General features: G+C 54.7%; 21 protein-coding genes and 1 pseudogene. 6 read left to right on the forward strand and 16 right to left on the reverse strand.

The genetic code is table 11. The annotated features are described in order from the left end of the window. Positions 1–15: 15 nt before the first annotated feature. Together CDH47_RS17675 and CDH47_RS17680 are read left to right on the forward strand one after the other, a co-directional pair. Positions 16–465 (forward strand): annotated as a pseudogene (locus tag CDH47_RS17675) (hemerythrin domain-containing protein); the annotation flags it as partial. A gap of 210 nt (positions 466–675) precedes the next feature. Continuing rightward, on the forward strand, positions 676–1,380 hold the full coding sequence (locus tag CDH47_RS17680) for an ABC transporter ATP-binding protein (RefSeq protein WP_239985641.1): 705 nt from the start codon (positions 676–678) through the stop codon (positions 1,378–1,380). 104 nt (positions 1,381–1,484) lie between these two features. Here the strand turns inward: CDH47_RS17680 and paaZ are convergent, their stop codons facing one another. The 11 genes from paaZ to paaG all read right to left on the reverse strand — a co-directional run bounded on the left by paaZ (position 1,485) and on the right by paaG (position 12,995). Next, on the reverse strand, positions 1,485–3,545 hold the full coding sequence (gene paaZ / locus CDH47_RS06805) for a phenylacetic acid degradation bifunctional protein PaaZ (RefSeq protein WP_100639098.1): 2,061 nt from the start codon (positions 3,543–3,545) through the stop codon (positions 1,485–1,487). 18 nt (positions 3,546–3,563) lie between these two features. Continuing rightward, positions 3,564–4,640, reverse strand: a complete 1,077-nt coding sequence (paaE, locus tag CDH47_RS06810; protein WP_100639099.1) for a 1,2-phenylacetyl-CoA epoxidase subunit PaaE — start codon at positions 4,638–4,640, stop codon at positions 3,564–3,566. 13 nt (positions 4,641–4,653) lie between these two features. Next, on the reverse strand, positions 4,654–5,211 hold the full coding sequence (gene paaD, locus CDH47_RS06815; protein WP_100639100.1) for a 1,2-phenylacetyl-CoA epoxidase subunit PaaD: 558 nt from the start codon (positions 5,209–5,211) through the stop codon (positions 4,654–4,656). A gap of 28 nt (positions 5,212–5,239) precedes the next feature. Next, positions 5,240–6,004 carry a 1,2-phenylacetyl-CoA epoxidase subunit PaaC gene (gene paaC / locus CDH47_RS06820; protein ID WP_100639101.1) on the reverse strand — a complete coding sequence of 255 codons (765 nt, stop codon included), beginning with the start codon at positions 6,002–6,004 and terminating at the stop codon, positions 5,240–5,242. Between the two features lie 10 nt (positions 6,005–6,014). Continuing rightward, positions 6,015–6,296: a 1,2-phenylacetyl-CoA epoxidase subunit PaaB gene (gene paaB / locus CDH47_RS06825; RefSeq protein WP_100639102.1), complete on the reverse strand. Its 282-nt coding sequence runs from the start codon at positions 6,294–6,296 to the stop codon at positions 6,015–6,017. Between the two features lie 15 nt (positions 6,297–6,311). Then, positions 6,312–7,307 carry a 1,2-phenylacetyl-CoA epoxidase subunit PaaA gene (gene paaA / locus CDH47_RS06830; protein ID WP_100639103.1) on the reverse strand — a complete coding sequence of 332 codons (996 nt, stop codon included), beginning with the start codon at positions 7,305–7,307 and terminating at the stop codon, positions 6,312–6,314. 274 nt (positions 7,308–7,581) lie between these two features. Then, positions 7,582–8,889 (reverse strand): phenylacetate--CoA ligase PaaK, encoded by a 1,308-nt coding sequence (gene paaK / locus CDH47_RS06835; protein WP_100639339.1) that lies wholly within the window; start codon positions 8,887–8,889, stop codon positions 7,582–7,584. Between the two features lie 92 nt (positions 8,890–8,981). Continuing rightward, entirely contained in the window at positions 8,982–10,229 is a 1,248-nt protein-coding gene (pcaF, locus tag CDH47_RS06840) for a 3-oxoadipyl-CoA thiolase (RefSeq protein ID WP_100639104.1), read from the reverse strand. Further along, positions 10,226–10,684 (reverse strand): hydroxyphenylacetyl-CoA thioesterase PaaI, encoded by a 459-nt coding sequence (gene paaI, locus CDH47_RS06845; RefSeq protein ID WP_100639105.1) that lies wholly within the window; start codon positions 10,682–10,684, stop codon positions 10,226–10,228. Before paaI ends, pcaF begins: the two co-directional genes overlap by 4 nt. Continuing rightward, entirely contained in the window at positions 10,681–12,201 is a 1,521-nt protein-coding gene (gene paaH, locus CDH47_RS06850; protein WP_100639106.1) for a 3-hydroxyacyl-CoA dehydrogenase PaaH, read from the reverse strand. The genes paaI and paaH overlap by 4 nt, the downstream gene beginning before the upstream one ends. A gap of 2 nt (positions 12,202–12,203) precedes the next feature. Further along, positions 12,204–12,995: a 2-(1,2-epoxy-1,2-dihydrophenyl)acetyl-CoA isomerase PaaG gene (gene paaG, locus CDH47_RS06855; RefSeq protein WP_100639107.1), complete on the reverse strand. Its 792-nt coding sequence runs from the start codon at positions 12,993–12,995 to the stop codon at positions 12,204–12,206. 465 nt (positions 12,996–13,460) lie between these two features. Between paaG and CDH47_RS06860 the strand changes: the two genes are divergently transcribed. Further along, the gene (locus CDH47_RS06860) at positions 13,461–14,051 is read left to right on the forward strand and encodes a phenylacetic acid degradation protein PaaY (protein ID WP_100639108.1); all 591 of its coding nucleotides are present in this window, start codon (positions 13,461–13,463) and stop codon (positions 14,049–14,051) included. A 35-nt stretch (positions 14,052–14,086) separates the two neighbouring features. Here CDH47_RS06860 and CDH47_RS06865 read toward each other — a convergent pair whose 3' ends face one another. From CDH47_RS06865 to CDH47_RS06875, 3 genes are read right to left on the reverse strand one after another with little or no spacing between them, the layout of a single operon-like run. Further along, positions 14,087–16,288, reverse strand: a complete 2,202-nt coding sequence (locus CDH47_RS06865) for a GGDEF/EAL domain-containing response regulator (RefSeq protein ID WP_100639109.1) — start codon at positions 16,286–16,288, stop codon at positions 14,087–14,089. After that, positions 16,239–17,150, reverse strand: a complete 912-nt coding sequence (locus tag CDH47_RS06870) for a GGDEF domain-containing response regulator (protein ID WP_100639110.1) — start codon at positions 17,148–17,150, stop codon at positions 16,239–16,241. The genes CDH47_RS06865 and CDH47_RS06870 overlap by 50 nt, the downstream gene beginning before the upstream one ends. Next, positions 17,137–20,370 (reverse strand): CHASE domain-containing protein, encoded by a 3,234-nt coding sequence (locus CDH47_RS06875; RefSeq protein ID WP_161494480.1) that lies wholly within the window; start codon positions 20,368–20,370, stop codon positions 17,137–17,139. The genes CDH47_RS06870 and CDH47_RS06875 overlap by 14 nt, the downstream gene beginning before the upstream one ends. A 121-nt stretch (positions 20,371–20,491) precedes the next feature. Between CDH47_RS06875 and CDH47_RS06880 the strand changes: the two genes are divergently transcribed. Then, entirely contained in the window at positions 20,492–20,725 is a 234-nt protein-coding gene (locus CDH47_RS06880; RefSeq protein WP_100639112.1) for a hypothetical protein, read from the forward strand. An 11-nt stretch (positions 20,726–20,736) separates the two neighbouring features. Here the strand turns inward: CDH47_RS06880 and CDH47_RS06885 are convergent, their stop codons facing one another. Continuing rightward, positions 20,737–21,924, reverse strand: coding sequence for a CynX/NimT family MFS transporter (locus CDH47_RS06885; protein ID WP_100639113.1), 1,188 nt, complete (start codon positions 21,922–21,924; stop codon positions 20,737–20,739). A 378-nt stretch (positions 21,925–22,302) separates the two neighbouring features. Here CDH47_RS06885 and CDH47_RS06890 point away from each other — a divergent pair, with 378 nt between their 5' ends. Continuing rightward, positions 22,303–22,692 carry a DUF6858 family protein gene (locus tag CDH47_RS06890; protein ID WP_100639114.1) on the forward strand — a complete coding sequence of 130 codons (390 nt, stop codon included), beginning with the start codon at positions 22,303–22,305 and terminating at the stop codon, positions 22,690–22,692. Positions 22,693–22,716: 24 nt separating this feature from the next. After that, positions 22,717–23,685, forward strand: coding sequence for an arsenic resistance protein (locus CDH47_RS06895; RefSeq protein WP_100639115.1), 969 nt, complete (start codon positions 22,717–22,719; stop codon positions 23,683–23,685). Positions 23,686–23,902: 217 nt separating this feature from the next. Here CDH47_RS06895 and CDH47_RS06900 read toward each other — a convergent pair whose 3' ends face one another. Continuing rightward, positions 23,903–25,045 carry a DcaP family trimeric outer membrane transporter gene (locus CDH47_RS06900; RefSeq protein ID WP_100639116.1) on the reverse strand — a complete coding sequence of 381 codons (1,143 nt, stop codon included), beginning with the start codon at positions 25,043–25,045 and terminating at the stop codon, positions 23,903–23,905. Positions 25,046–25,117 lie beyond the last annotated feature (72 nt).

Here is a 25,117-nt window from a genome sequence, read left to right on the forward strand (position 1 = left end):
CGAGGGATAACTATAATGACACCAACACCGACCAACGTTGCGCCTGAAGACAGTTACAGTCTGCAAGCCATTAGTACCATTGTTCAGGAGCACCAGTCTCTGTGGCGGATATTGGATCTGCTGGATCAGCTCCAGCACGATATGAATATCAATGAACAGAAGCCTGACGAAACCCTGTACAGCACCATTTTCGATTACATTCAGCACTTTGCCCGGCGCGTGCATAGTGCTCCCGAAGAGATAGTGCTGTACCGCGTGCTGGGGGAAAAATCGCCGGAAACCAAACCCTTGCTGGATAAACTCGCGCACGGTTATGTAATCGGCGACGAAAAGATCAACGAACTTCGGCATCTGCTGATGCTGTGCATGGAGCGCTGGCCTGATGGCAGGGAAGAGTTCAGCCATGCGCTGGCACGATTTACGGAAGCCTTGCGCAAGCACATCAAAAAAGAAGAAGGTGTGATCATCCCCCGGGCCCGTAAGCTGCTGAGCGAGGACGATTGGCAGTTGATTATCGAATCCCGGGACCAGGCTAACGATCCACTGTTTGGCGAACGGGTGCGGGACGAGTTTCGAGAGTTACGTCATCGCATTGTAAGTTACACGCCGGAGCGCCTGGGTGGTCTGGGGTTGCAACACGCGCCGCGCAGAACCGCACGACACGCCACTGAAGAAATGCTCTCTATAGAGGGCCTGAAGACGTCCTATGGCCAGATCGAAGCACTTCACGGTATTGATATCCGTATCAATAGCGGAGAAATCGTTTCCCTGGTTGGTGCTAACGGTGCGGGCAAGTCGACGTTGCTGATGACGATCTCCGGATTGCAGCCGACAGACAGTGGCAGCATCAACTTCGAAGGTAAAGACCTGCTGAAGATGAGCACGGATCAGCGTGTTGCCAATGGTATTGTGCAGGTGCCCGAAGGCCGGCAGGTTTTCAAGGACCTGAGCGTTGAAGACAACCTGCTGCTGGGCGCGTACACTCGTGGACGCGGTCCGGAAGTAGAGGACGACATGGAGCGCATGTATGTGAAGTTCCCCATACTGCGCCAGAAGCGTCACAATCTGGCGGGTGAACTGTCCGGAGGACAGCAACAGATGTTGGCTATGGGGCGTGCACTGATGGCCAGGCCCAGGTTGTTGCTGCTGGATGAGCCCAGCATGGGGTTGGCGCCGCTGATTATTGAAGAGATTTTCAATATTGTTAAAGAGCTGAAAAACGAAGGCATGACCATTTTCCTGGTGGAACAGAACGCTTCCCAGGCGCTGTCGCTTGCCGACCGTGGTTACGTGCTGGAGACGGGCCGTGTAGTCATTGAAGGCACTGGCCGCGAGCTGCTGAGTAATGAGAAAGTACGAGAAGCCTATTTGGGCATGTGATGGAGGCAGGTTCGGCCCGCTTTTAGAAGAGCTGGGCTGAGCGCAGGCACAAAAAAAACCGCCAGAGCTGTAAGCTGCTGGCGGTTTTTTTGTGGCCCGAACAATTACTCTTGCTCTTTGGCACCCTCTTTTTTGGCTACCAACGTCAGAATGTCATAGCTGGCTACCAGCTCGTCGTTCTGGTTAGTGACCTGAACATCCCAGGCAACAACGCCCTGGGGGTGGCCATCCGGTGAGCTACGACCCTGGTCGATCTTACGCTTACAGGTCAGGCGGGCACGAATGGTATCGCCCGGCGCTACCGGCTCAATGAAACGCAAGGTATCCAGTCCGTAGTTTGCCAAAACCGGGCCTTCGGCAGGATGGATGAACATGCCGGCGGCTGCAGACAGTACAAAGTAGCCGTGGGCAATACGCTTGCCGAACTGACTGTTACGGGCGGCAATTTCATCGAAGTGCATATAGAAATGGTCGCCAGACAGGCAGCCAAAGTTCACCAGATCTGCTTCCGTGATGGTACGACGGTGTGTCAGCAGTGACTGGTTGATCTGCAGGTCTTCGAAGTGATAACGGAACGGGTGCTTGTCGGTCTCGAAAACCTCGGCACCACGAACGTACTCGCCAGTGACTGCGGCAAGCATGGTAGGTGAACCCTGAATGGCGGTGCGCTGCAGATAGTGGAGTACCGCACGAATACCGCCAAGCTCCTCACCACCACCGGCGCGACCGGGCCCACCGTGCTTGAGCATCGGAAGGGGTGAACCGTGGCCTGTGGATTCTTTCGCAGCTTCCGCATCCAGCAGGTGCAGGCGACCATGGTAAGCAGCCAGTGCCGGTGCCAGTTTGGCGATAGTGGCCGGGTCGCGGGTGGTTACAGTGGTAACCAGTGAGCCGCGGCCTTTGGCAACCAGCTCAACCACTTGATCCAGAGTGTTGTAGGGAATAACCGTGGCAACCGGGCCGAAGGCCTCGATGTCGTGTGCGCCACAGCCATTCTCCGGATTACGGCACAGCAGCAGGTGCGGTTCGATAAATGCACCTTTGTCTGTACCTTCGCCAGTTGGCTTGAAGCTGCCATCGCCACCGATTACCAGCTCACTGGTTTTCAGCAGTTCCTGGACGTTGGCTTTCACGTCTTCCAGCTGGTCGAGAGAGGCCAGGGCGCCCATGCGCACGCCTTCGACAGAGGGATCACCTACGGTAATTTTCGACAGGCGCTCCTTGAGCTTGTCGCACACTGCCTGTACCTGATCCTGTGGCACCATGATCCGGCGGATTGCCGTGCATTTCTGGCCGGCCTTGGCAACCATTTCGCGGCCGATCTCACGAACGAACAGATCAAACTCTTCGTGCTCCGGCGTGACATCCGGCGCCAGAATGGCGCTGTTCAATGAGTCAGCTTCGGCATTGAACGGAATGGAGCGGTTGATGATGTTGGGGTGAACACGCAGCATGCGCGCGGTTTTGGCGGAGCCGGTAAAGGTAACTACGTCTTGCTCTTCCAGGTGCTCGAAGAGATCGCCAGTGCTGCCGATGATCAGCTGCAGGCTGCCTTCCGGTAAAGCGCCGGATTCCTGCATCAAACGCACGGCCAGTTCGGTCACATAGCAGGTGGACGTCGCCGGTTTTACGATGGAGGGCATGCCCGCCAGAAAAGTCGGGGCAAATTTTTCCAGCATGCCCCAAACCGGGAAGTTGTAAGCGTTTATGTGAACGGCTACACCTCCACGAGGCACCATAATGTGGGTGCCGGCGAAGTGGTTATTTTTACCCAGCGGTGTTACCGGGCCTTCGTGCATCACGTTGCCGGAGGGCAGTTCCCGGCGGCCCATGCTGGAGTAATAGAACAGGGTGCCGAATCCGCCATCAATATCGATACCGTTGTCCGTTTTGGTGGACCCGGTATGCATCGAAAGGGCGTAGAGTTGATCTCTGTGTTCTTGCAGGTAGATCGCCATGGCTTTGAGAGCCAGAGCGCGCTCCTGAAAGTCCATGGCCAGCAGGTTTTTACCGCCGACCTTGCGGCCGTATTCAACAGCCTTTTTGAAGTCCAGAGTCTCGTCGTGGGTATAGCCAACAGTCTGGCCGTTGATGGCGCTGTGCAGGACTTTGGCCTTCTGCTTGCCGACCCATTCGCCGGCAATAAAACTTTTGGTAACGGGCATTAAAAAACTCCAGAATTACTATTCGTCGTAGTCGAGGGTAACCTTGTCACTAACCGGGTAGCACTGGCACGACAACACATAGCCTGCTTCCACTTCGTAGTCTTCCAGGGCAAAGTTCTGATCCATCTCAACCTCGCCTTCTACCACCTTGGCCCGGCAGGTGGAACAGACCCCAGCCTGGCACGAGTAAGGCAGGTCAGCGCCTTCGTCGAGGCCTGCCTGGAGGATGCTTTTGGTGTCGTGCACCAGATCGAACACCACGGAGCGACCATCCGCTTTAACGGTGATAACGCTGACAGCTTCCGGGTCGATTTTTGTTTCCGCCCGGTCTTTCCGTGCCTGGGGCACACCGCCGGCAGGGGTAAAGAGCTCATAGTGAACTTTCGACTTGTCCAGGCCGTGGCGCTCAAGCGATTCCCGCACCGTTTCGGTCAACAATTGAGGACCGCAGAGGAAAGCGCCGGTCAGGTTTTTGGCGTCAATCCAGTGTTCAAACAGCTGGTCACACTTGTCAGCATCTATGCGACCGTTGTACAAATCGATGTCCTGCTCTTCCCGGGTGAAGATGTACACCAGGTTGAAACGGGTCATGTACTCGTTTTTCAGATCCTGCAGTTGGTCGCGGAACATGGTGCTGCTGGTGCCCTTGTTGCCGTAGAACAGGGTGAACTGGCTCTTTGGCTCGGTTTCCAGCGTCGTCTTGATGATGGACAGAATCGGGGTGATGCCACTGCCGGCAGCCACTGCCAGGTAGTTGCCTTCGCGCTCCGGGTCCAGGTCGATGCCAAAGGTACCTTGTGGGGGCATAACCTCGAGGGTGGAGCCGGGTTTCAACTGCTGGTTAGCAAAGCCTGAGAATACGCCGCCGGGGACACGCTTGACGGCAATGCGTAGCTCCTCGTCATTAACGCTGGAACAGATGGAATAGGTGCGGCGAACTTCTTCGCCATCCAGCTTGGTACGCACCACAATGTGCTGGCCCTGCTTGTACTTGAATTTTTCTGCCAGGTCTTCAGGCAGATCAAAGCTCAGGGATACGGCGTTTCTTGTTTCCGGTCTGACCTCTTTGAGGGCCAGTGAGTAGAATTTATTCATGATCGTATCGGCTCTATATGCATTTGAAGTAGTCGAAGGGTTCACGGCAATCAAGGCAGCGGTATAGTGCCTTGCAGGCAGTTGAGCCAAATTCACTGATGCGCTCGCTGTTTTCGCTGCCGCACAGCGGGCAAGCAATCACTTCATCAGCGCCCAACAGGCTCATTTTGCTGGCACTGCCCTGAGGCGGCGCTATGCCGAATGCCCGGAGTTTTTCCCGGCCTTCTTCAGTTATCCAGTCGGTGGTCCAGGCCGGCGTCAGCACGCGATTAATCTGCGGATCACGGATGCCCGCAGCGCGCATAGCTTCGACGATCAGCTCTTCGATCAGCTCGGTTGCAGGGCAGCCAGAGTAAGTGGGTGTTACATCCACGCTCAGGTGTTTGCCGTCCCACTCGACGCTGCGAATGATGCCCAGCTCTACCACACTGACAGCGGGCACTTCCGGATCTTTGACGTTGTCCAGCAGTTCCCAGATCGCTTCTTCTGTCAGCAGTTCCGGGCGGGCATTAGCCGGTACGCGGTCGCTGGCAATCAGTACGTCTACAGACGATGGTTCACGTTCATTCACCGGAAGTATCCTCTTTGGTCAGACTGGCTTACCAGGTGGTTGCATCCGGATAGGCGCGAGGCAGAAACTGCATCACGGCCAGGATGTGCCCCAGGTGTTCGGTGTGCTCGCCGCGCTTGCCGCCCATGTACATCCAGGCGTCTTCCGCACCGGTTGTCAGGGTGGCCTGGGCTGCAACTTCGCGCACCATGCCGAACCAGTCTTGCTTCAGTTGTTCGGGGTCCGGGCCGATGCCTGCCTTGAACATGGCATGGTCAACTTCATCCGGAGTCACCAGCTCACCCGTGAAACGCCACAGCAGATTGAAAGCGTCCTGAATGCGGCGGTGGCTTTCCTCAGTGCCGTCGCCCATACGCTTGACCCACTCCGAAGAACGGCGAAGGTGGTACGTGGCTTCCTTGACGGCTTTGGCTGCAATGCCGGCGATACGCTCGTCACTGGCATTCGTCAGGCTCTTCAGTGTGAAGTAGTGCCATACATCAAAGAAGAACTGGCGTGCAATGGTGACTGCATAGTCGCCATTGGGCTGCTCTACCATCAGCAGGTTGCGATAGTCGTGAGCGTCCCGAAGAAAGCACAGGTTATCGGCACTGCGACCGTCGTCAATCAGTTCGGCGGCGTACTCGTACCAGTTGCGCGCCTGGCCCACCAGGTCAAGCGCAACGTTCATCGACGCCATCTCTTCTTCCAGTGCCGGGGCTTTCCCCGTCAGTTCACTGAGACGCTGGCCCAGAATCATGTCGGAATCTGCCAGGCGAAGCAGGTATTCCTGTAAAGCTTGTTGCTGTGTCATGGGTCGCTCCTTACATTTGCCCGACTTCGTCAGGCAGCTTGTAGAACGAAGCGTGCCGGTAAACTTTGTCTTCGGACGGATCGAAAAGAACCTCTTTTTCGTCCGAAGCCGAGGCTGTGATGGTTTCAGATGGAACGACCCAGATGCTTACCCCTTCGCTACGACGGGTGTAAAGATCGCGAGCGTTTTGCATGGCCATTTCATTGTCGGCAGCATGAACACTACCGACGTGTTTGTGGTTAAGGCCGTGCTTGCTACGAACGAAGACTTCGTAAAGGCGCCATTCAGACATTGTTGCTTCTCCTGTTTAAGCGGCTTTGGCTGCGCGCTGTTTTTGTTTTTCGGCATAGGCAACGGCGGCTTCCCTTACCCAGGTGCCCTCATCAATTGCCTTTTTGCGAGTAGAAATACGCTCGTGGTTACAGGGGCCGTCGCCCTTGAGTACGTCGTAGAACTCTTTCCAGTTGATTTCACCGAAATCATAGTGGCCTCGTTCCTCGTTCCACTTCAGATCCGGATCGGGAACCGTGCAGCCAAGATACTCGAGCTGTGGAATGGTCTGGTCAATGAACATCTGGCGCAGTTCGTCGTTGCTCTTGCGCTTGATCTTCCAGGCCATAGATTGCTGAGAGTTCGGGGATTCGTCGTCGTGCGGGCCAAACATCATCAGTGCTGGCCACCACAGGCGGTTGATGGCGTCCTGCACCATATCCTTCTGCTCTTGAGTGCCTTCACGCATCATATCCAGCAAAATCTGGTAACCCTGACGCTGGTGGAAACTCTCTTCCTTACAGATGCGCACCATGGCACGGGCGTAGGGACCATAGGACGTACGCTGCAGCACCACCTGGTTTACAATGGCGGCACCGTCAACCAGCCAGCCAACTGCGCCCATGTCGGCCCAGTTCAGGGTTGGGTAGTTGAAGATGCTGGAGTACTTGGCTTTGCCGTCGTGCAGTTTCTGCACTTCTTCATCGCGGCTCGCCCCCAGGGTTTCCATGGCGCTGTACAGGTACAGGCCGTGGCCCGCTTCGTCCTGAATCTTGGCCATCAGCTGCAACTTGCGTTTGAGCGTTGGTGCGCGGGTAACCCAGTTGCCTTCCGGCAGCATGCCAACAATTTCTGAGTGGGCGTGCTGAGAGATCTGGCGGATCAGGGTTTTGCGGTAACCGTCGGGCATCCAGTTCTTGGCTTCAATCTTGGTCTCCGCGTCTACCTTTTCCTGGAAGTCCCTTTCTTCGGGAGACATCTCTTCCAGGGTCTTGAGGCGCTTTGTACCGGTATCAACCATTTGTGCGTACATAACTCTCTCCGAATCTGACTTGTTTTAATTTGCTGTTGTATTGCCAGCAGTGCCCTGAGACGCATCTCGGACTATGACTTCATACTATATGATACTGAATAAATATCAAGGAACTGTATTTTGTATCATGTTTGCTTTATAAGACTTTCGTCGAATACTTAACTGACTGAAAAACAACAACTAACAGTCTTTCATTAATGATTGCTTTTGGTTTCAGGAAACTCGAAGGAAAAATAAATGACCGGGGCGTTGCTTAGCGCCCCGGTCACCGGTTTCAGTCTTTGCGCCGGTCAAACACATGGTTCGCTTTGCCTTCTGAGCGACTCAAAGTGCCTGAGTCATACACTTGGACTGTGGTGCTTATGCCAATGTAAGACTTGATGTGGTGCCCTAACTCTTTGGCGGCAGTTTCCTTGAGGCCTTCGCCTTCTGCTCCCGCCTTCAACTCGACCCGAACATCCACACAATCCAGGTTACCTTTCTTGTACACCACGATTTCATAGTGGGGCGCCAGGGCGTTGCACTTAAGCACCTGTTCTTCAATCTGGGTGGGGAACACATTTACCCCACGGATTATCAGCATGTCGTCGCTGCGACCGGTGATTTTGTCGATGCGACGCATTGGCCGGGCTGTGCCTGGCAGCAGGCGGGTGAGATCGCGGGTGCGGTAACGTAATACCGGCATGGCTACTTTGGTGAGTGAGGTGAAAACCAGCTCGCCGTACTCGCCGTCGGGCAGTACTTCACCGGTTTCCGGGTTAATAATCTCCGGATAGAAATGATCTTCCCAAATAGTGGGGCCGTCTTTGGTTTCAAGACACTCCATGCCGACGCCGGGTCCCATCACCTCAGAGAGCCCGTAGATGTCCAGAGCCTGGATGCCGAGGCGATCTTCCAGTTCCGTACGCATTTCGTTGGTCCAGGGCTCAGCACCAAAAATACCCAGGCGCAGCGGCAGAGTCTTTGGATCAATGCCCTGACGGTCTATTTCGTCAGCAATATTCAGCATGTAGGAAGGCGTAACCATAATGATGTCGGGTTCAAAATCCTTGATCAGCTGAACCTGCTTCTCTGTCTGGCCTCCGGACATGGGGATAACGGTACAACCCAGGCGTTCGGCTCCGTAGTGGGCGCCCAGGCCCCCGGTGAACAGGCCGTAGCCGTAAGCAATATGAATCTTGTCTCCGGCGCTACCACCACCGGCGCGAATGGAGCGGGCAACTATGTCAGCCCAGGTTTCAATATCGCTTTGGGTGTAACCCACCACTGTAGGTTTACCGGTGGTGCCGCTGGACGCGTGTACCCGGACAACTTTTTTCATGGGCACTGCGAACATGTTAAACGGATAGTTTTCCCGGAGGTCAGCTTTGCCGGTAAACGGAATTTTGGCGATGTCTTCCAGGCTGTTGATGTCCATAGGTTTCAAACCAATGGCATCAAAAGCGTTGCGGTAGTGGGGTACATTGGTATAGGCATGCCAGACACTCCAACGCAGGCGTTGAAGCTGTTCATGGCGCAGCTCGTCCACACTGGCAGTCTCCATCCGGTCCAGTTTTCCGAGTTTGTGCATGGGTAGATTCATGGTTGATTCCTGTCTTGTTCTTGTTGCCCCGGTTTGCAGCCGGGCCAGCTTCAGTTCGTTTAACTGACCCGGGCTTGCCCGGGCCACTTCAGTCATTCAGCGTTGTCTACGCGTTCAATAATCAACGCAATGCCCTGGCCTACACCGATACACATGGTGCACAGCGCATAACGGGCGCTCTGGCCCTGCTGATGGCGACGTTCGAGTTCGTTCAACGCGGTGGTCACAAGGCGCGCACCGCTCATGCCCAGGGGGTGGCCCAAAGCAATGGCTCCACCATTTGGGTTTACGTGTTCGGCATCGTCGGGCAAGCCCAGGTCACGTAGCACGGCGAGTGCTTGGGCGGCGAAGGCTTCGTTCAGCTCGATCACGTCCATGTCGGCCAGCTCCAGGCCCGCAGTCTTGAGCACCTTGCGGGTGGCGGGCGCCGGACCCATACCCATAATGCGCGGCTCAACACCGGCAGTGGCCATGGCCACTACGCGGGCGCGGGGCTTGAGGTTGTGTTGCTTCAGGGCATCACCACTGGCCAGCAGCAAGGCGCAAGCACCGTCGTTTACACCGGAGGCGTTGCCGGCGGTTACACTGCCGTCTTCACGGAAAGGAGTACCCAAACTTGCCAGCTTTTCCAGAGTGGTTTCCCGGGGGTGCTCGTCAGTATCCACAATGAGCGGTTCCTGTTTGCGGCGGGGTACGCTTACCGGCACGATTTCATTGTCAAACCGGCCAGCCTTTTGGGCGGCAGCGGTGCGTTGCTGGCTACGCAAGGCAAAGGCATCCTGATCTGCCCGGTTAACGCTGAAATCAGCGGCAACGTTCTCGGCGGTCTCCGGCATGGAATCTATGCCGTACTGCTTCTTCAATAGCGGGTTAACGAAGCGCCAGCCGATGGTGGTGTCGAACATTTCGGCTTTGCGACTGAAGGCAGAATCGGCCTTGCCCATCACAAAAGGTGCCCGGGACATGGATTCCACGCCACCAGCGAGCATCAGGCCGGCTTCGCCGGTGCGCAATGCGCGGGCGGCACTGCCAATGGCGTCCATACCGGAGCCGCAGAGGCGGTTGAGGGTACAGCCAGGAACATCAATTGGCAGACCGGCCAAAAGGAGAGACATGCGCGCCACATCCCGGTTGTCTTCTCCGGCCTGGTTGGCGCAACCGTAGAGAACGTCGTCAATCGCTGACCAGTCCAGACTGCTGTGGCGCTCCTTCAGGGCTTTCATGGGGATGGCGCCCAGGTCGTCGGCACGCACCGTTGACAAAGCACCGCCATAGCGCCCGATGGGCGTGCGCACAGCGTCTACTATATAGGCATCTTGCAAGCGTTTTTCGTTACTCATTGATCATTCTCCGACTGGATAACTTCGCCGCGCACCTGATAGGACTTACCGCGAAACAGGGCGATTACATGGCCGTTCTGGTTGGTGACAGTAATGTCGTATACACCTGTGCGGTTGCCACGGGACTGCTCAACCGCGTTCGCGGTGAGCATGTCACCCTCGCGGGCTCCGAGCATATACTCGATGGAGCAACCGGATGCCACGGTGGCTTTGTTGTAGCTGTTGCAGGCAAAGGCAAACGCTGAATCCGCCAGAGTGAACAGGTAACCACCATGACAGGAACCATGGCCCTGAATCATGAGGCTGGTAACCGGCATGGTAACCGTGGCTTTGCCCGGGGCAACGTGGGTGATTTTCATGCCGAGATTACGGCTGGCCTGATCCCGCTCGTACATGGATTCGGCACAGTCCTGTGCCAGCTTCTGGGCATCGGGTGCGTGGTGTTCGTGGCTCATGAGTAGAACCCCTTTTCAGCGAACCGGTTTTTTCTCAACAACAGCGCGGGGCGATAACGGTCTTCGCCGTAGCTTTGTTGGAGGTGTGTCAGCACGGTGTGCAAGAAGCTGGAGCCAAGATTGTCGCACCAGCGCAGAGGGCCTTCCGGGTAGTTGAGGCCGGCTTTCATGGCGAGATCGATATCGCTGACAGACGCAACGCCATGCAGAGCGGCATCGGCGGCTTCGTTGGCCAGAGTTGCAACGGTGCGCATGACCACCAAAGCCGGGCGGTCCGCGATTTTGCTTACAGCAATGCCTGCCGTCTGGAGCAGGGCACAGGCATCATTCGTAGCTTGTGATGACGCCTGATCCGCAGCGGCAATCGCAAGGCGGCTGGCCTTGGCGTAGTCGAAAGCCAGATCTAGCAGAACCAGATTGTTGCAGCCTTCTGCTGCAGCACGCTCAGTCGCCATGCGACCATCGGTCAGCGCCAAAACAGCTTCGCCGAACCGCAGGCGGCCGGGGCCATCCCGCTCGATGGTCTTCAGGCCACTTTCGCGCAGGCGTGTGACCAGTGCGGCCAGTGGGCCGGGGTTGCCTTCAACAATGAGCGTGTCTGCATCACTGCTTGTGGCTTTGACCGTTGCAGGCTCCGGCTTTTGCACGCCTTCGGCGTAGCTGTAAAAGCCTTGCCCGCTCTTGCGGCCCAAACGACCGGCTTCCACCAGTTCTTTCTGCACCAGTGAAGGTAAAAAGCGGGTGTCCTGGTAGTAGGAATTGAACACCGACGAAGTCACTGCATAGTTCACATCGTGGCCGATGAGGTCGGTCAGCTCGAAAGGTCCCATGCGAAAGCCACCGGCTTCGCGCACGAGGGCGTCCAATGTAGCGCTGTCGGTTGTTTGCTCCTGCAGCAGGCGCAGGCTTTCGGCATAAAAAGGCCGTGCGACCCGGTTAACGATGAACCCGGGTGTAGAGGTGGCGGTTACCGGCTTTTTGCCCCATTGGGCCGCTGTTGCGTAAACGCATTGTGCAACTTCGTCGCTGGTGGCCAGGCCTTTGATAACCTCTACCAGGGCCATCAGTGGCGCCGGATTGAAGAAGTGCATGCCCACAAGGCGCTCCGGGTGCTTCATGTTTGCACCCAGGGCGGTCACCGAGATTGAGGAAGTGTTAGTGGCCAGAATGGTTTTTTCGCCACAGATGCCCTCGAGGGTGGCCAGCAAGTTACGCTTGATATCGAGGTCTTCAATGATGGCTTCGATCACCAGGCCGGCTTCTGCAAGCTCGCTGAGTTCTTTGATCGGCTTGATGCGATCCAGCAGCGCGTCGAGTGCTGGTTGTTCCATCTTCCCTTTATCAACCCGGCGTTGCAGCTGCTTTGCGATGCTTTGGCGGCCTGCCTCGGCAGCACCCTCGCGCTGGTCGTGCAGAAATACCCGGTGACCTGCCTGTGCGGCGACCTGAGCAATGCCAGAGCCCATGGCGCCGGCACCGATGACGGCAACAGGGATTTCGGTGGCAAGTGTTTGCATGCTTAGTTCCCCTTGAACTCAGGTGCACGCTTTTCCATGAAGGCCGCAACACCTTCACGGTAGTCGTCGGTACGGCCAGCCTGCCGCTGAAGATCTCGCTCCAGCAACACCTGCTCCTCAAAGCTGTTGTCTGCGCTCGCGTGCAGGGCGCGTTTGATCATCGCCAGGCCTTTTGTCGGCTGGGTGGCGAAATGGCGTGCAAGCTTCATGGCTTCGTCCTGCAGAGCGTCGTCTTCAACGCATTGCCAGATCATGCCCCATTGTTCTGCCTTTTCGGCGCTGAGCTTGTCACCCAGCATGGCCAGACCTTTTGCTCGGGCCATCCCAACTGCGCGGGGGAGCGTCCAGGTGCCGCCCGAGTCGGGAATAAGGCCAATCTTGCAAAAAGCCTGCACAAAATTTGCGGAGCGCGCGGCCAGTGTGATGTCGCAGGCAAGCGCAATGTTTGCGCCTGCACCAGCAGCAACGCCGTTTACCGCGCAGATGACCGGCATGGGCAGGTCCCGAATCGCTTGCAACATCGGGTTGTAGTAAGTCTCGATGGAGTAACCCAGATCCGGTGCTTCGGCACCTGGCTTTACATTGCGATCCGACAGATCCTGACCGGCACAAAAGCCGCGACCATTCCCGGTAAGCAGCATGACCCGTACGCTATGGTCGTTACGAATGGCTTTAAGCGCTGCCTGCATTTGCTCATGCATCTCAACGTTAAAGCTGTTGAGGCTCTTGGGGCGGTTCAGGGTGACTTTGGCAATTCCCTGGTCGATATCGAGAAGCACACTCTGCTCGGTCATGGAAGAATCCTTGTTATAGCAGTGAAACCCGTTTTTAGTCGCTTCGGGCGGGTGTTTTTATAAGACAGACAACCGCCTTGATCTGGCTCCTTCGGGAGCAGTATCTGTGGCATAGCGGTTCCGGCATTGCATTGTTCTAAGGGTTTGTCGGTGAGGCCTGACCGTTATCAAGGCGACATCCACTGGGCGGTGTTCCGCCTCATTGATTTCTGGAAAGAGTATAGGTTTGAATTGATACCGGTCAAGAATCTGAAATCGAATTTTTGTATCACATTGCAGGTGTCGCAATCGGGCGGCTTATAGGTCCATGATTCTAATAGTTATTTTTTTTGTTAGCCTTTAGTCTTAGAAAGGGTTGAAAAGGCTATGCGCTGCGCTCCCTCGCGGTAAGCTGTGCATTGTTCGTTCTGATACAGGAAAGGTAGTTTACAATGCGAAAAACAAACACTTTATAAGGAGCATTTTATGCCTTGTTACCAGATTGACGGCGTGACGCCTGTGGTGCATCCCTCCGCCTATGTGCACCCAACAGCGGTACTTATTGGTGATGTGCATGTAGGGCCTGACTGCTATATTGGTCCCTGTGCATCTTTACGCGGTGATTTTGGCCGTATTGTGATGGAGCAGGGGGCAAACCTGCAGGACACCTGCGTGGTGCATGCGTTTCCCGGGCGTGATGCGATTATCCGGCGCAATGGGCACATTGGGCATGGCGCTGTGTTGCACGGCTGCGTGATAGAAGAGGATGCGATGGTGGGAATGAATGCCGTGGTCATGGATGAAGCTGTTATAGCCACCAAATCCATCGTTGGTGCTGCCGCCTTTGTGAAAAGCGGCTTCACGTGCGAGCCGGCTTCGTTGATTGTAGGTTCTCCAGCCAAGGTTTTACGCCAGTTGAGCGACAAAGAGGTTAGCTGGAAGCTGCGCGGCACGGAGGAGTATCAGGCTTTGACACGCCGTTGCCTGGAGAGTATGCGGGAATGCGCGCCGCTGCCTGAAATTGATGCGGACAGGCCCAAGCTGCAGATTGGCGAGCATGATCTGAAGGGTCAGTAAGCATTGCGGCTATGCCGCCTTGCCGTAGGGGGTGTTCAGGAATGCAAAAACACCTCGATAGGTTGCGGAATGCCAAAGAAATAGCCCTGCAGGTGTACATGAGGGTGTCGGATAGCCAGAAAGTCTGCATGAGCTTGTGTTTCTACTCCCTCAGCGACTACGCGTGCTCCCATGGTATCGCCAATCCGTACGACCATCTCAACGATGTTGGCATTCATGGGGTCTTCCGGCGCGCCCAGCACAAAGCTCCGGTCGATTTTAACCTCGGAAATCGGCAGGCGCTGCAGTCGTGATAACGAAGAGTAACCGGTTCCAAAATCATCCAGTGAGAAAACGCAGCCGAGGCGACGGATGGCCTCCATTTTCTCCACAACGATGTCCAGATTGTCGGCTGAGACGCTTTCTGTCAGCTCGAGCGTCAGTAGTTCTGCCGGGAATCTGGCGTTAGTGACTGCGTGTTTAACCGTTGCCACAAAGTCGTCTTCTGCAAAGTGCTTTGCCGATATATTCACCGCACATCTGAGTGTGGGGTTTTTGCTGTGCAACTCACGCATCTTCGCCAGCGTTTTGCGCAGCACCCAGCGTTCAATTTTGACAATCTGCCGGGAGCGTTCTGCATGCGGTATGAACTCACCCGGGCCCAGAAGACCACGCTCGGGGTGATTCCAGCGGATCAGAATTTCCAGCCCGCAGAGAACTCTGCCTGGTGAAAGCTGCGGCTGTGCGTATAGCACCAGCTGATCCTGTTCTAGAGCCTTGTTGAGCTCCGATTCAATCTTTAGCTGCTGGCGAATTTTATCGCTCATCGAATCTTCAAAGATTGCGATTGGCCGGTTGGCCGCCTTGGCGCTTCGGTGAGCCGTTTCCGCGTGTTGAAGAGCAGAGGAGGGTGAGTCAGAACTATCAGTGGGGTATAACGCTGCGCCTACGGTTACCTGAAGGTGCAGGTCGGGGCTGCCCTTATACTGGATAGGCTTGGTCAAGCTGTTTTGTATACGGTCATATAACGCAAGAATAACCCGATAGGCATCATCAATCGTCCACCGTTTAGGTGCCAGAACAATGCCGAACTCGTCGCCGGAGAGTCTGGCTATAGAGTCGTCAGAGAAAACAGCCCTGCGCAAGCGTTTGGCGAACTCCTTGATAACTTGATCACCGCATTTGAAACCGTAGGTTTCATTGACGTAGCGAAAATTGTTGATATCAACAACAAGCACAGCAGTAGAGACATTTCCGTGACTGCAGAATTTCAGAACTGTGCTCAGCTCATTCAGGAACAGGGCGCGGTTTGATAAGCCAGTAACCGGGTCGCGCCATTTGAGTTCTTCTAAACGTTGCTCTGTCTCTTTTACACTGGATATATCGTTGAAAACGATAACGTAGTGTGTGATTTCATTGTTTTCTGAGCGAATAGTGCTGATTGTGCGGAGCTCAGGATAGAGTTCTCCGGTTTTTCGACGACTATGAAGTTCCCCTGACCAGTGGTCATGTTCAACAAGGTACGCGCGGATGGTGTCCAGGTTCAGCTGTGAGTCGATGTCTTTGCTCAGCTGCGCGTAACTGTCGTTGATCACCTCATTTTCAGAGTAACCCGTAATGCGGGAAAATGCGGTGTTGACCGCTATTATTTTTTCGCTGGCATCCAGAAGGATAATGCCTTCCGAGGTCGCCATGAAGACTCTCTCGAACAGATTGTTGTCGGGCTGATCGGAGGTGTCAAACTGCTCAAGTTGCTTTTTGAGCTCCTGATTGAGGGCCGTAATGTGATCAAGCATTCCACTCAGGGAGATGTGAGTGCGAACCCTGGCCCTGACTGCAGACAAGCGGATCGGCTTGTGGATATAGTCTACGGCACCGGCTTCAAACCCCTTCTCTTCTGATATCGAGTCGCTCAGAGCAGTGATGAATATAACCGGGATATGTTGCAGATCACGCCGGGCTTTCAGGTTTCGGCACATCTGAAGACCATCCATTCCCGGCATCATAATATCCAGCAGGATGAGGTGAGGCTTGCTGTCTTGCTCGAGAATGCCCATGGCCTCGGTGGCACTGGTTGCAACAATCAGGTCGTAATCCTGGCTGAGCGCGCCTGTCAGAACCCGGATATTGGTAGGCTCATCGTCAACCACCAGGATTTTCGGATTGTAACCTGGCCTGAAAACAACTGGCTCTCCTTGCCGGGGCAAGTCAAAGTATGGGTCTGACACAATCACGCCCCCCGCCTTCCTTGGCTTCATAAAGGTGTTTGTCCGCCGTATCAATCAGCTCAGCTGCACCGGATGACGATGAGGGCCAAGCTGCTGAACAGCCCACGGAAATGGTGAAAGCGGGGCAGTTCTTTTTATAACGCTCGCAGCCCTGACACTGGCTCTTCACCGCTTCGGCCAGATGATGGGCTGCGGCTACCGTGCTATACAGATCGGCTCCCGGGATAATCGCTGCAAACTCGTCTCCACCCAGGCGCGCTGCAACTTCTCCAGCTCTGGCAAAGCTGGAATTCATGGCTTTTGCGAGATTCTGGAGGCAGAGATCGCCCTGGGCATGACCATACTGGTCGTTAATCTGTTTGAAGTTATCAAGGTCAATAAGCACCAGGCCAACCGGGCTGTTCTGACGCCGGGCGCGTCTCCACTCCAGGTCAAGCTGTTGGTCAAAGGCGCGACGATTACCAATGCCGGTAAGCGGATCAGTCTTTGCGGCAGCTGCCAGCAGGTCGGTTTTGCGCTTCAAATCAATAAAGGTGGATACCTTGGCGCTCAGTATGGTTTTGTTGAATGGCTTGAGAACATAGTCTGTTGCGCCATGCTGAAAGGCTTTTTCAATATCCAGAGTATGATCTGACGCGGAAATACAGATGACAGGAACCGATGCGTAAGTTTCTGCAGCTTTCAATTCGCGCAGAAAATCCAGCCCGGAACCGTCGGGGAGATACAGATCAAGAAGGATGAGATCTACATCTGCACACAAAAGCCGCCGGGCTTCGGCAAGACTCTGACTGATGATCAGTTCACAGGCGTCCCCGAGAATACCGTTCAGGCTCGCGATGCCTACTGGGTCATCCTCCACAATCAGTACTGTCGGTTCGTTATTTACGTCCATCAGGCTGCCTTCCCGGGCTGTCAGGGTCGATCTTTATCAGCAGATCGACTGCCTGTTCAAATTTGTAAGTCTCAATTGCCTGGCGCAGTTGCGAAGCAAGGTTCGTTTCGTTGATCGCGTTCAAAAATTCCAGTACCTGTGTGATGTCGCTGTCGCGTGCGATACGGTTGGCACTCAGGCGCTGCATCATTCGGGCAATGATGCGTTTGATGGGCTCTCTTTCAATATTGTCGGCCAGTGCCGGGAGCTTAGTAGCGTCGGCTGTCGCCGAAAGCTTCTCGACGTGCTCCATCAGCATTGTCAGAAGCCTTTTCAGACCGCGCACAGCTGGCTCTGGGCCCGGGGCTAATTCAATCTCCTCCGCAAGTTGCATCAGTTCCTTGTCGGCAATGTTGGCGGCAGCGCCCCGGATTTTATGGGCGATGGCTTTTGTTGAATTCTCGTCATCAAGGTGCAGGCAGCTTTCAATATCAGTGATCATTTGTGTGGAGCTGGCCAGAAAACTGCGCACGCACCGTGCAAAAAGGTCGGGATCGGCTCCGAACATCTCCTGATACAGGGAGCGAGAAATGAATCCTGGTAATTCGGAGTTGCGGGTATATTCCGGCTCGTTGGCATCAACGCCAGAATCCGGTTCGGGATTTGCTACCGCATGTGATTTGAAAAAAGCTTGAAGCAACCTCTGGATGTCACCGGGAAGAACGGGCTTGGTGAGGTAATCATCCATACCTGCGGCGTATGAGCTACTGCGGTCATGTTCGGATATAGATGCTGAAAGTGCAGCTATAATCGGCTGCTGAATGTTCTTAAGAGCACGAATCTGCGTGGCAACATCTTGCCCGGTCTCTCCGTCCAGATGCAGATCCATAAGCACAAGATCAAACGACTGGGTTTCAAACTGCCGCATCGCCAAGGCTCCACTCTGGACGGACTTTGAATCCACTCCAAATGAGCTTAGATAGCTTGCGACGATTTCGCAATTCAGTTGCACGTCATCAACGATCAAAGCTTTCAGGTTTTGAAACACCGGGCGGGAAGCGGATACGACAGTGTGTTCCTCCAGTTGCTGTGGCGCCAGGTGCTCAAAAAGCTTGGAGGGTGTTAAAGGTTCGAACGCCAGGCGCCCACCAGAGCTCTGGAATTCGATCATCCAGTCGCGTTTGAAACCCGCAGGAACGATAATCAAAAGCCCCGCCAGACGATAGAGTTCTGGTGCAGCCATTAACTCCTGTACAAACCTTTCGATAACACTGGCTTCAATATTTTCCATATCGATGATCGCCAGCGAAGGTTCAGGGCTTCCTTTTGCCGGAATCCCTGCCAATGCAGACCTGATGTCCTGAAGAGTGGCGGCCGGCTTTATTTCCAGTGACCAATGCTCGCGATAGGCTTCCAGCAGAGCGAGGTTATGATTCAGGCCATGATGATAGACTTTGATGGGGTTGGAGACATAGGGAGGGCCAAAGTTTTGTGCGTTCTCCGCCAGATCCACTGGAACCGATAGCGTGAATTTTGAACCCTGTCCTTCCGCGCTTTCCAGTGTGAGCGTCCCGCCCATCAGTTTTGCAAGGCGACTGCTGATTGCGAGACCAAGGCCTGATCCGCCAAAAATACGGCTTGTGGATTCATCAGCCTGGCGGAAATTTTCAAACACCCGTTGTTGGTCCTCTTCCCTGATTCCGATCCCGGTATCCCATACCGTAATTATCAGGTTTCCCCGCGCGCTTTCATTTGCCTTGAAACTGAGGCTGACGGTTACGCTGCCGTCGTGGGTAAACTTGATTGCGTTGCCGACAAGGTTGCTGCATATCTGGGAAATGCGCAGAAGGTCGCCGGAAACGTGCCTGGGTGTTGATGGTGCAACGTTGACGCGCAGCTTCAGCCCTTTCTCTTCGGCAACAATGGCAAACAGCTCAACACTTCGCTCAATAAGTGCCTCGATTTCAAACGGCTGATGATCAAGCTCTATATGGTCTGCTTCGATTCTCGACAGATCCAGAATGTCGTTCAGCAGTTGCAGTAGTACTTCCGATGCTGAAAACGCCTTATTCACCAGACGCCGGGGATAGTCATTGAGTTGTGCTTCCTTTAACAGGACCAACATGCCGAGAATGGCGTTCATGGGCGTGCGGATTTCGTGGCTCATGTTTGCGAGAAAGGCCGTTTTTACCTTAACGGCTGATTCGGCGGCCTGTTTCTGCGTGTTGAGCTCAGCCGTTTTCTCTATGACCTCCTGTTCGACCCGTCGTTTTGCGTTGGATAGCAGCATGAACGCGGCCAGTATCAGCCCGTTGATAATCAGGCCGCTCACGAGAATAGCGGCCGGCTGCCTGCTCACATTGTACTGCTTGAAAAGCCGCGTTGACTGCACATCAAATGTCCATTCCCGGCCATATATACTCAACGAGTAGGAGGTCTCGAACATGGGCGAAGTGTCGTAGTTGTTTTCTGTAGTTTCGTTGAATTCGCTGTATAGCTGGTGTTCACCGTCACGGATACGGAAATGCAGCAGTCTGTTGGTGTTCGCGAGGGTGCCTTCCATTAGCCGGGAAACAATAAAGGGGGCGTAGACAAGGCCAAGGAAATCGGCTTCTCTGTTTTCTTGTTGCGTTACTTCCGAAGTGCGATAGAAAGGATGGTAAAACAGGAAGCCGGGCTTTTGCTCGTCGTCCTGCACCAGGGCTATGGGGCCCGTAATCTGGGTCTGGCCTGTGCGCATGGCTTTCAGGGCTGCTGTGTAACGGTTTGACTCGTGAGCCATGTCGAGGCCGATGGCGGCTTCGTTCCCGGCCAGCGGCTCAAGATAGGTGATAGGCCAGAAATCCGATCCTTCATGAGGTGGGTGAATACGAAAGTCTGGCCGGTCTTCCCGTTGCTCAGCAAGATATGACGCTAATTGACTCTCTGGAACCCGCTTGATGACACCGATGCCAAGAATGCCGGGTAATCTATCCTGTATTGCAAGAACGTCTGCAAAGCGTTTCCATTGGGAGAGTGAAGTGTCGCCATCGTTGACCCGAATGGTGCCGACCCCGGAAAGCAAAGCAAACTCGTACTTCTGCATCCGGTCCAGCAGCAGTGCATTCAGTTGCTCAATGCGTTGACCAAACTGATCTTCAGCTCTGGCGTCTGCAATCTGTGCAGAAATCTGCCAGGCAATGACAGTCAGCAAGACGGAAAGACCGACCACAACCCAATGAAGTTTTGTTATTTGAGCCATGGAGCCCCGGATTTTTGCCATATGCCGGCCCGGCCTCGATGAAGGGATGGCGAATGAAGGGTCAGATTAACTGAACTTGTGAAAAGGTTCTATTATTACAATGCGTTACAAAAGGAAAATTATGAGCCCCGAAGAATGGCAAAATGTTCTGGAAGTGATTCCGGATGTGCGCGATGGCCTGACCCGCACCGAGCGGCTTATTCTGTATCTGATACACGAGACACAAAAGGAGCGTAACGGGCGCAATGTTCCTACCGTTATGCTTTATGGCCGGGTACTGGAGTATGTTGATATGAGTGAGGCCGAGTTGCATGTTTACCTCGACCGCCTGGGCGTTCGGGGTGACGGCACGTAACACTGTCTTGTTTACTGATCGAGCACGTAAAGCCGGCGCCCGGCTCCGAGCCCTGCAATGATGGCTCCAATGGCGATCAGGACAAGGAAGGCGCCTGCAACATTCCAGCTGTCGAACTTCGCGTGCAGAATGCCGACAAACAAGGGCCCCAGTGCCGCCATGGTGTAGCCGATACTTTGAGCCATCCCGGACAAGCGCGCGGCAATGTGTGCATCCCTTGCTCTTACGGCCAGTAGCGTCAGCGCAATGCTGAACGAGCCACCCTGGCCTAGTCCCAGCAAAACCACCCACACCCAAACGCCTTCAACAGGCGCATAAATACTGCCACAAAGCCCTGCCAGAGTTGCCAGCATCACCAGTACCACCATGAATCTCTGGTCGCGCATACTGCTGGCTATCCAGGGTGCAGCAATAGCGCTTGGCACTTGCACCAGAATGGAGACCGACAGCGCCAGACCGGCATCAACCGGTGGCAGGCCCCGGTCTTGAAGAATCGTAGGCAACCAGCCAAACACCGTATAGGCCAGTGATGACTGCAACCCCATATAAAAAGCGATTTGCCATGCTAGTTTATCTTTCAAAAGAGATTTCCCGACTGCGGATGGCGGCTTGGGAACCTGCTTGCCATCAAGCTGCAGCCACCAGGCACCGGCGGCGATAACGGCGGGGATTGCCCAGAATGCCAGTGCAGGCTCCCAGTTGCCGGAGAAGGCGATGCGAAGCGGTTCGGTTGCACCGGCTGCAACAGAGGCTCCGGCGCAAAGCATGGCGGTGTAAATGCCCGTCATCAGGCTTGTGGAGTTGGGAAAATCCCGTTTCACGATGCCCGGAAGCAAAACACTCATAACGCCGATGCAGCCACCGGCCACCGCCGTGCCCAGGAATAAGCCACTTGCGCCAAGATACGGGCGTGCCACTAACGCCACACCCAGAATGAGAAGGGCCACCAACACCGCCCGCTCCATGCCGAGTTTGCGCGCTGCGCGGGGAGCGATCGGCGCGGCGAGACCCAGCAGCAACACCGGCAGGGTTGTGAGTACGCCCTGGCCGACGGACGACAGCGGCAGGCTATCGCCGATGGTTTTCAAAACCGGGCCGATGCTGGTCAGTGCCGGCCTCAGATTGAGGGCGACCAGCATCATGCCCACAAACATCATGATGGCGTTACGAGCTTGCTGGGGGGTGGTTTTTTCAATCATGAAGAGGGGCTTTTGCCTGTTTTCGGTAACTGATCCGGTGTTAGCTGAAACCAACGTTTGAAGGCTCGTCGGACATTGGAGTTGTCATGGTAGCTGAGGACGCTGCGGCCCTCCAGTTCCAGCCTTCGCAGGAAGGCTGAGATGGTGACGCTTTGGCGATTGGTGATGAGCCCTGTTTGCCGTATCACCGCGCCCCACCGCTGCCCAAGGGACTGTTCACAAACTGCATAGCTTGCTTGGTGACTTTGTCACTGTGCTTCGTGGTTTTCTGGCCTAGCCTTGTTGAAAGGGCTGGGAGACCTTGAGCGTAGATCAAGCCGGGGTCGCTCAGCAATGCGGAGGTCATCTGCATTTCGCTGACAAACTAGTGAGGCCGGCATGAAGCAACTGCACTTTCAGGAAAAGTACCCCATCACGGTTTTGGATATCAATAAGTCTGAAACTCAATACGAATCCGCCGAGCAGATTGCGGATTACTTTAAACGCTGCATAGAAGAGGCTCCCAGAGTCTCCTACATCACCATGTTTGATCACTTGGCCCACAGCCGCGAGATCGAAGGAGACGTCGCGCCTGATATTCAAGCCGCGATAAACGTGGTGTTCTGCTTTGGGCGCAAGCTTCCGAACCCCTTTGTGTTGGCGGTAAGACCTCGCTCCATTGGCATTGCCGATATGGGGGATCGTTTTGTGGTGAGTTTTATGGATGCCCCGCAGGCTCCAGCCAACGAAGCCATGCGTGCCTGGGCACTGGCGCTTCGTAACAGTTAACCTGTGTTCCGGGGAGGAAGACCTATGTGGCCATTACTATTCTGGATGCAGAAGCATCTGGTTTGGAGCATCCCTTTAGCCATGATTGCCGGCTTCCTTGCCGGGCAGATTGTGGAACCAAGCCCGTTGCGCTGGGCGATACTTCCGCTCACCTTCCTGATGGTTTACCCCATGATGGTAACCATGAACCTGCGCCAGTTGTTGCAGCCCGGGGGCGGCAAGTTGATGTGGGTAACTCAGCTGCTCAACTTTGTGCTGGTTCCTGCAATAGGGTATGGCGCAGGCTTGCTCTTCTTCCCGGATGAGCCCTTCGCCAGGCTGGCGCTTTTATTAACGTCGTTGCTTCCAACCTCAGGCATGACCATCTCCTGGACAGGCTTTGCCAAAGGCAACGTGCCCGCTGCGGTGCGGATGACGGTGGTGGGCCTGATTGCCGGCTCTCTGCTTGCGCCGCTTTATCTCAAAGGGCTGCTGGGTGCGGTGATTGAAATTCCGGTTTCTCAGGTGTTCATGCAGATCGCGCTGATTGTATTTCTGCCCTTGGCATTGGGTTACTTCACCCAACGGGCGCTCATATCAAAGCACGGTCAGGAAGAATTTCAGAAGAACATCAAGCCGAAGTTCCCGCCGTTTTCCACACTTGGGGTCCTGGGTGTGGTGTTTGTTTCAATGGCGCTGAAGTCACAAGACATTCTGAACAATCCCGGGTCGCTACTGGCGTATCTGATACCTCTGGTGCTTATTTACGCCCTGAACTTTGTAATCAGCACGCTTGTTGGCAAGGCGCTGTTCCCACGGGGTGATGCGATTGCGCTGGTGTATGGCACGGTCATGCGGAATCTTTCTATAGCACTGGCGATCGCCATGGGTGTATTTGGTGAGGAGGGCGCGGATGCTGCCTTGTTGATCGCACTGGCATACATTGTTCAGGTGCAGGCAGCTGCTTGGTACGTTAAGTTCACCGACCGCCTGTTTGGTGCGCCAAAGGGCTAGGGGCTAACTGAGGAAGTATGGCTTCTGTACGTCCATCGGCGAGTGGGATCGCAATATCAACTCGGCAGAAATTGATCCTGCGGCCAGAGAGTTGATCTGTCATTTTCTCAGGCGACTGTTTTGCCATAGCGTGATGGTGTTTTGAGGGAAGAGTAATGTCAGAAACAAATACGCCCCGGAAGACCGGGGCGTATTTGTTATTGCTTAACAGTACGTTTTAGAAGTTGTACTGGGCTGCGAACATTACGCGGTTAGCGTCTGTAGAGCTGCCACCAACGGACTCTTGATCAAGGTAACCATATTCTACGCCCATCATGACATTTTTAACTGGAGTCCACATGTAGTTGACTAGAACGTTCTGGTTGGTTTCTGCATCTGAGTTAGTTGCTGCGCCGGCAGCAACAGCGTCATCAAGGTCTAGTTTCGTCATGCCGTAGCCAAGGTTGATGCTGCGACCACCGCCAAGGTTCATGCTTACGCCAACAGAGCCGCCATAGCCTTTGATGGTCTCAACGCTGTTGCCGTCAAGATAGCCGCTGGCGCCATTATAGTTGCTGCCAGAGCGCCATAGGTAGCCTGTTGCACCATCGGTGTAGTTAATGGCGCCTTGCAAAGAAAACATATCGCTGAGTTTGAATTTTGCCGCACCGAAGACGCCATAGCCGACAGCACTGTCGTCATTCGTGCCATCATCTGCTGTGATCTGGCCGACTAAAGCCGCAGCAGAGAATGAAAGTGCATCCATCGAATCTTCAAATCTTGCTGTCAGTACTGGTGCAGATGTGCGGCCATCGGCAGTTGCAGGTGCAGTGTCAAGAATTTGCTGTGAGGCCGGATCTTCAAGCGAAAATGACATCGCACCAGAAGTGTACCGGATTTGCTCAGCGCGATCCTGGCTGCCTGCAGTTCCTGCCAAGCTGTCAAAGTCCAGTGTCGGAGTGTTGCCAACAAAGCTCAAGTAGTTAGACCAAGTTCGGCCAGCCAGAAAGCCCTGGTACTCACCGTAAGCGTGGCGCATGCGAAGGCTGCCTGGGCCTGAGCCAGTTCCCCGGAAGTCACCTTCAACAGTGACTGCAACACCAGAACTGTGTTTCACTTTAACACCCAAACGGCTCTGCTGGACATCGGCACCAAAGTGGCCTGTTACATCCTCGTCGCCACCACTGAATTTGCCTGACCGAGTAGATGCGGCCCTATCAGCGTCAAAATCATAGCTCATGTTCAACCGGGCATAGCCATAGAGGCTAGCTTCAACGTCGTCTCCAACGCTCAAGTTCACCGCATTCGCCTGGCCAGCTACACCCAGCACAGCTATAGCCGCTGTCGCACGAATGGCCATTCTCAATTTGTTGCTTTGCATTGTTGTTGTCTCCACACATTAGACAATTATTTTTGTAAGACCCGCAGTCAAGATAGTTACCATTTCATGACA

The organism is Marinobacter salexigens (genome assembly GCF_002806945.1).
Classification (GTDB): domain Bacteria; phylum Pseudomonadota; class Gammaproteobacteria; order Pseudomonadales; family Oleiphilaceae; genus Marinobacter; species Marinobacter salexigens.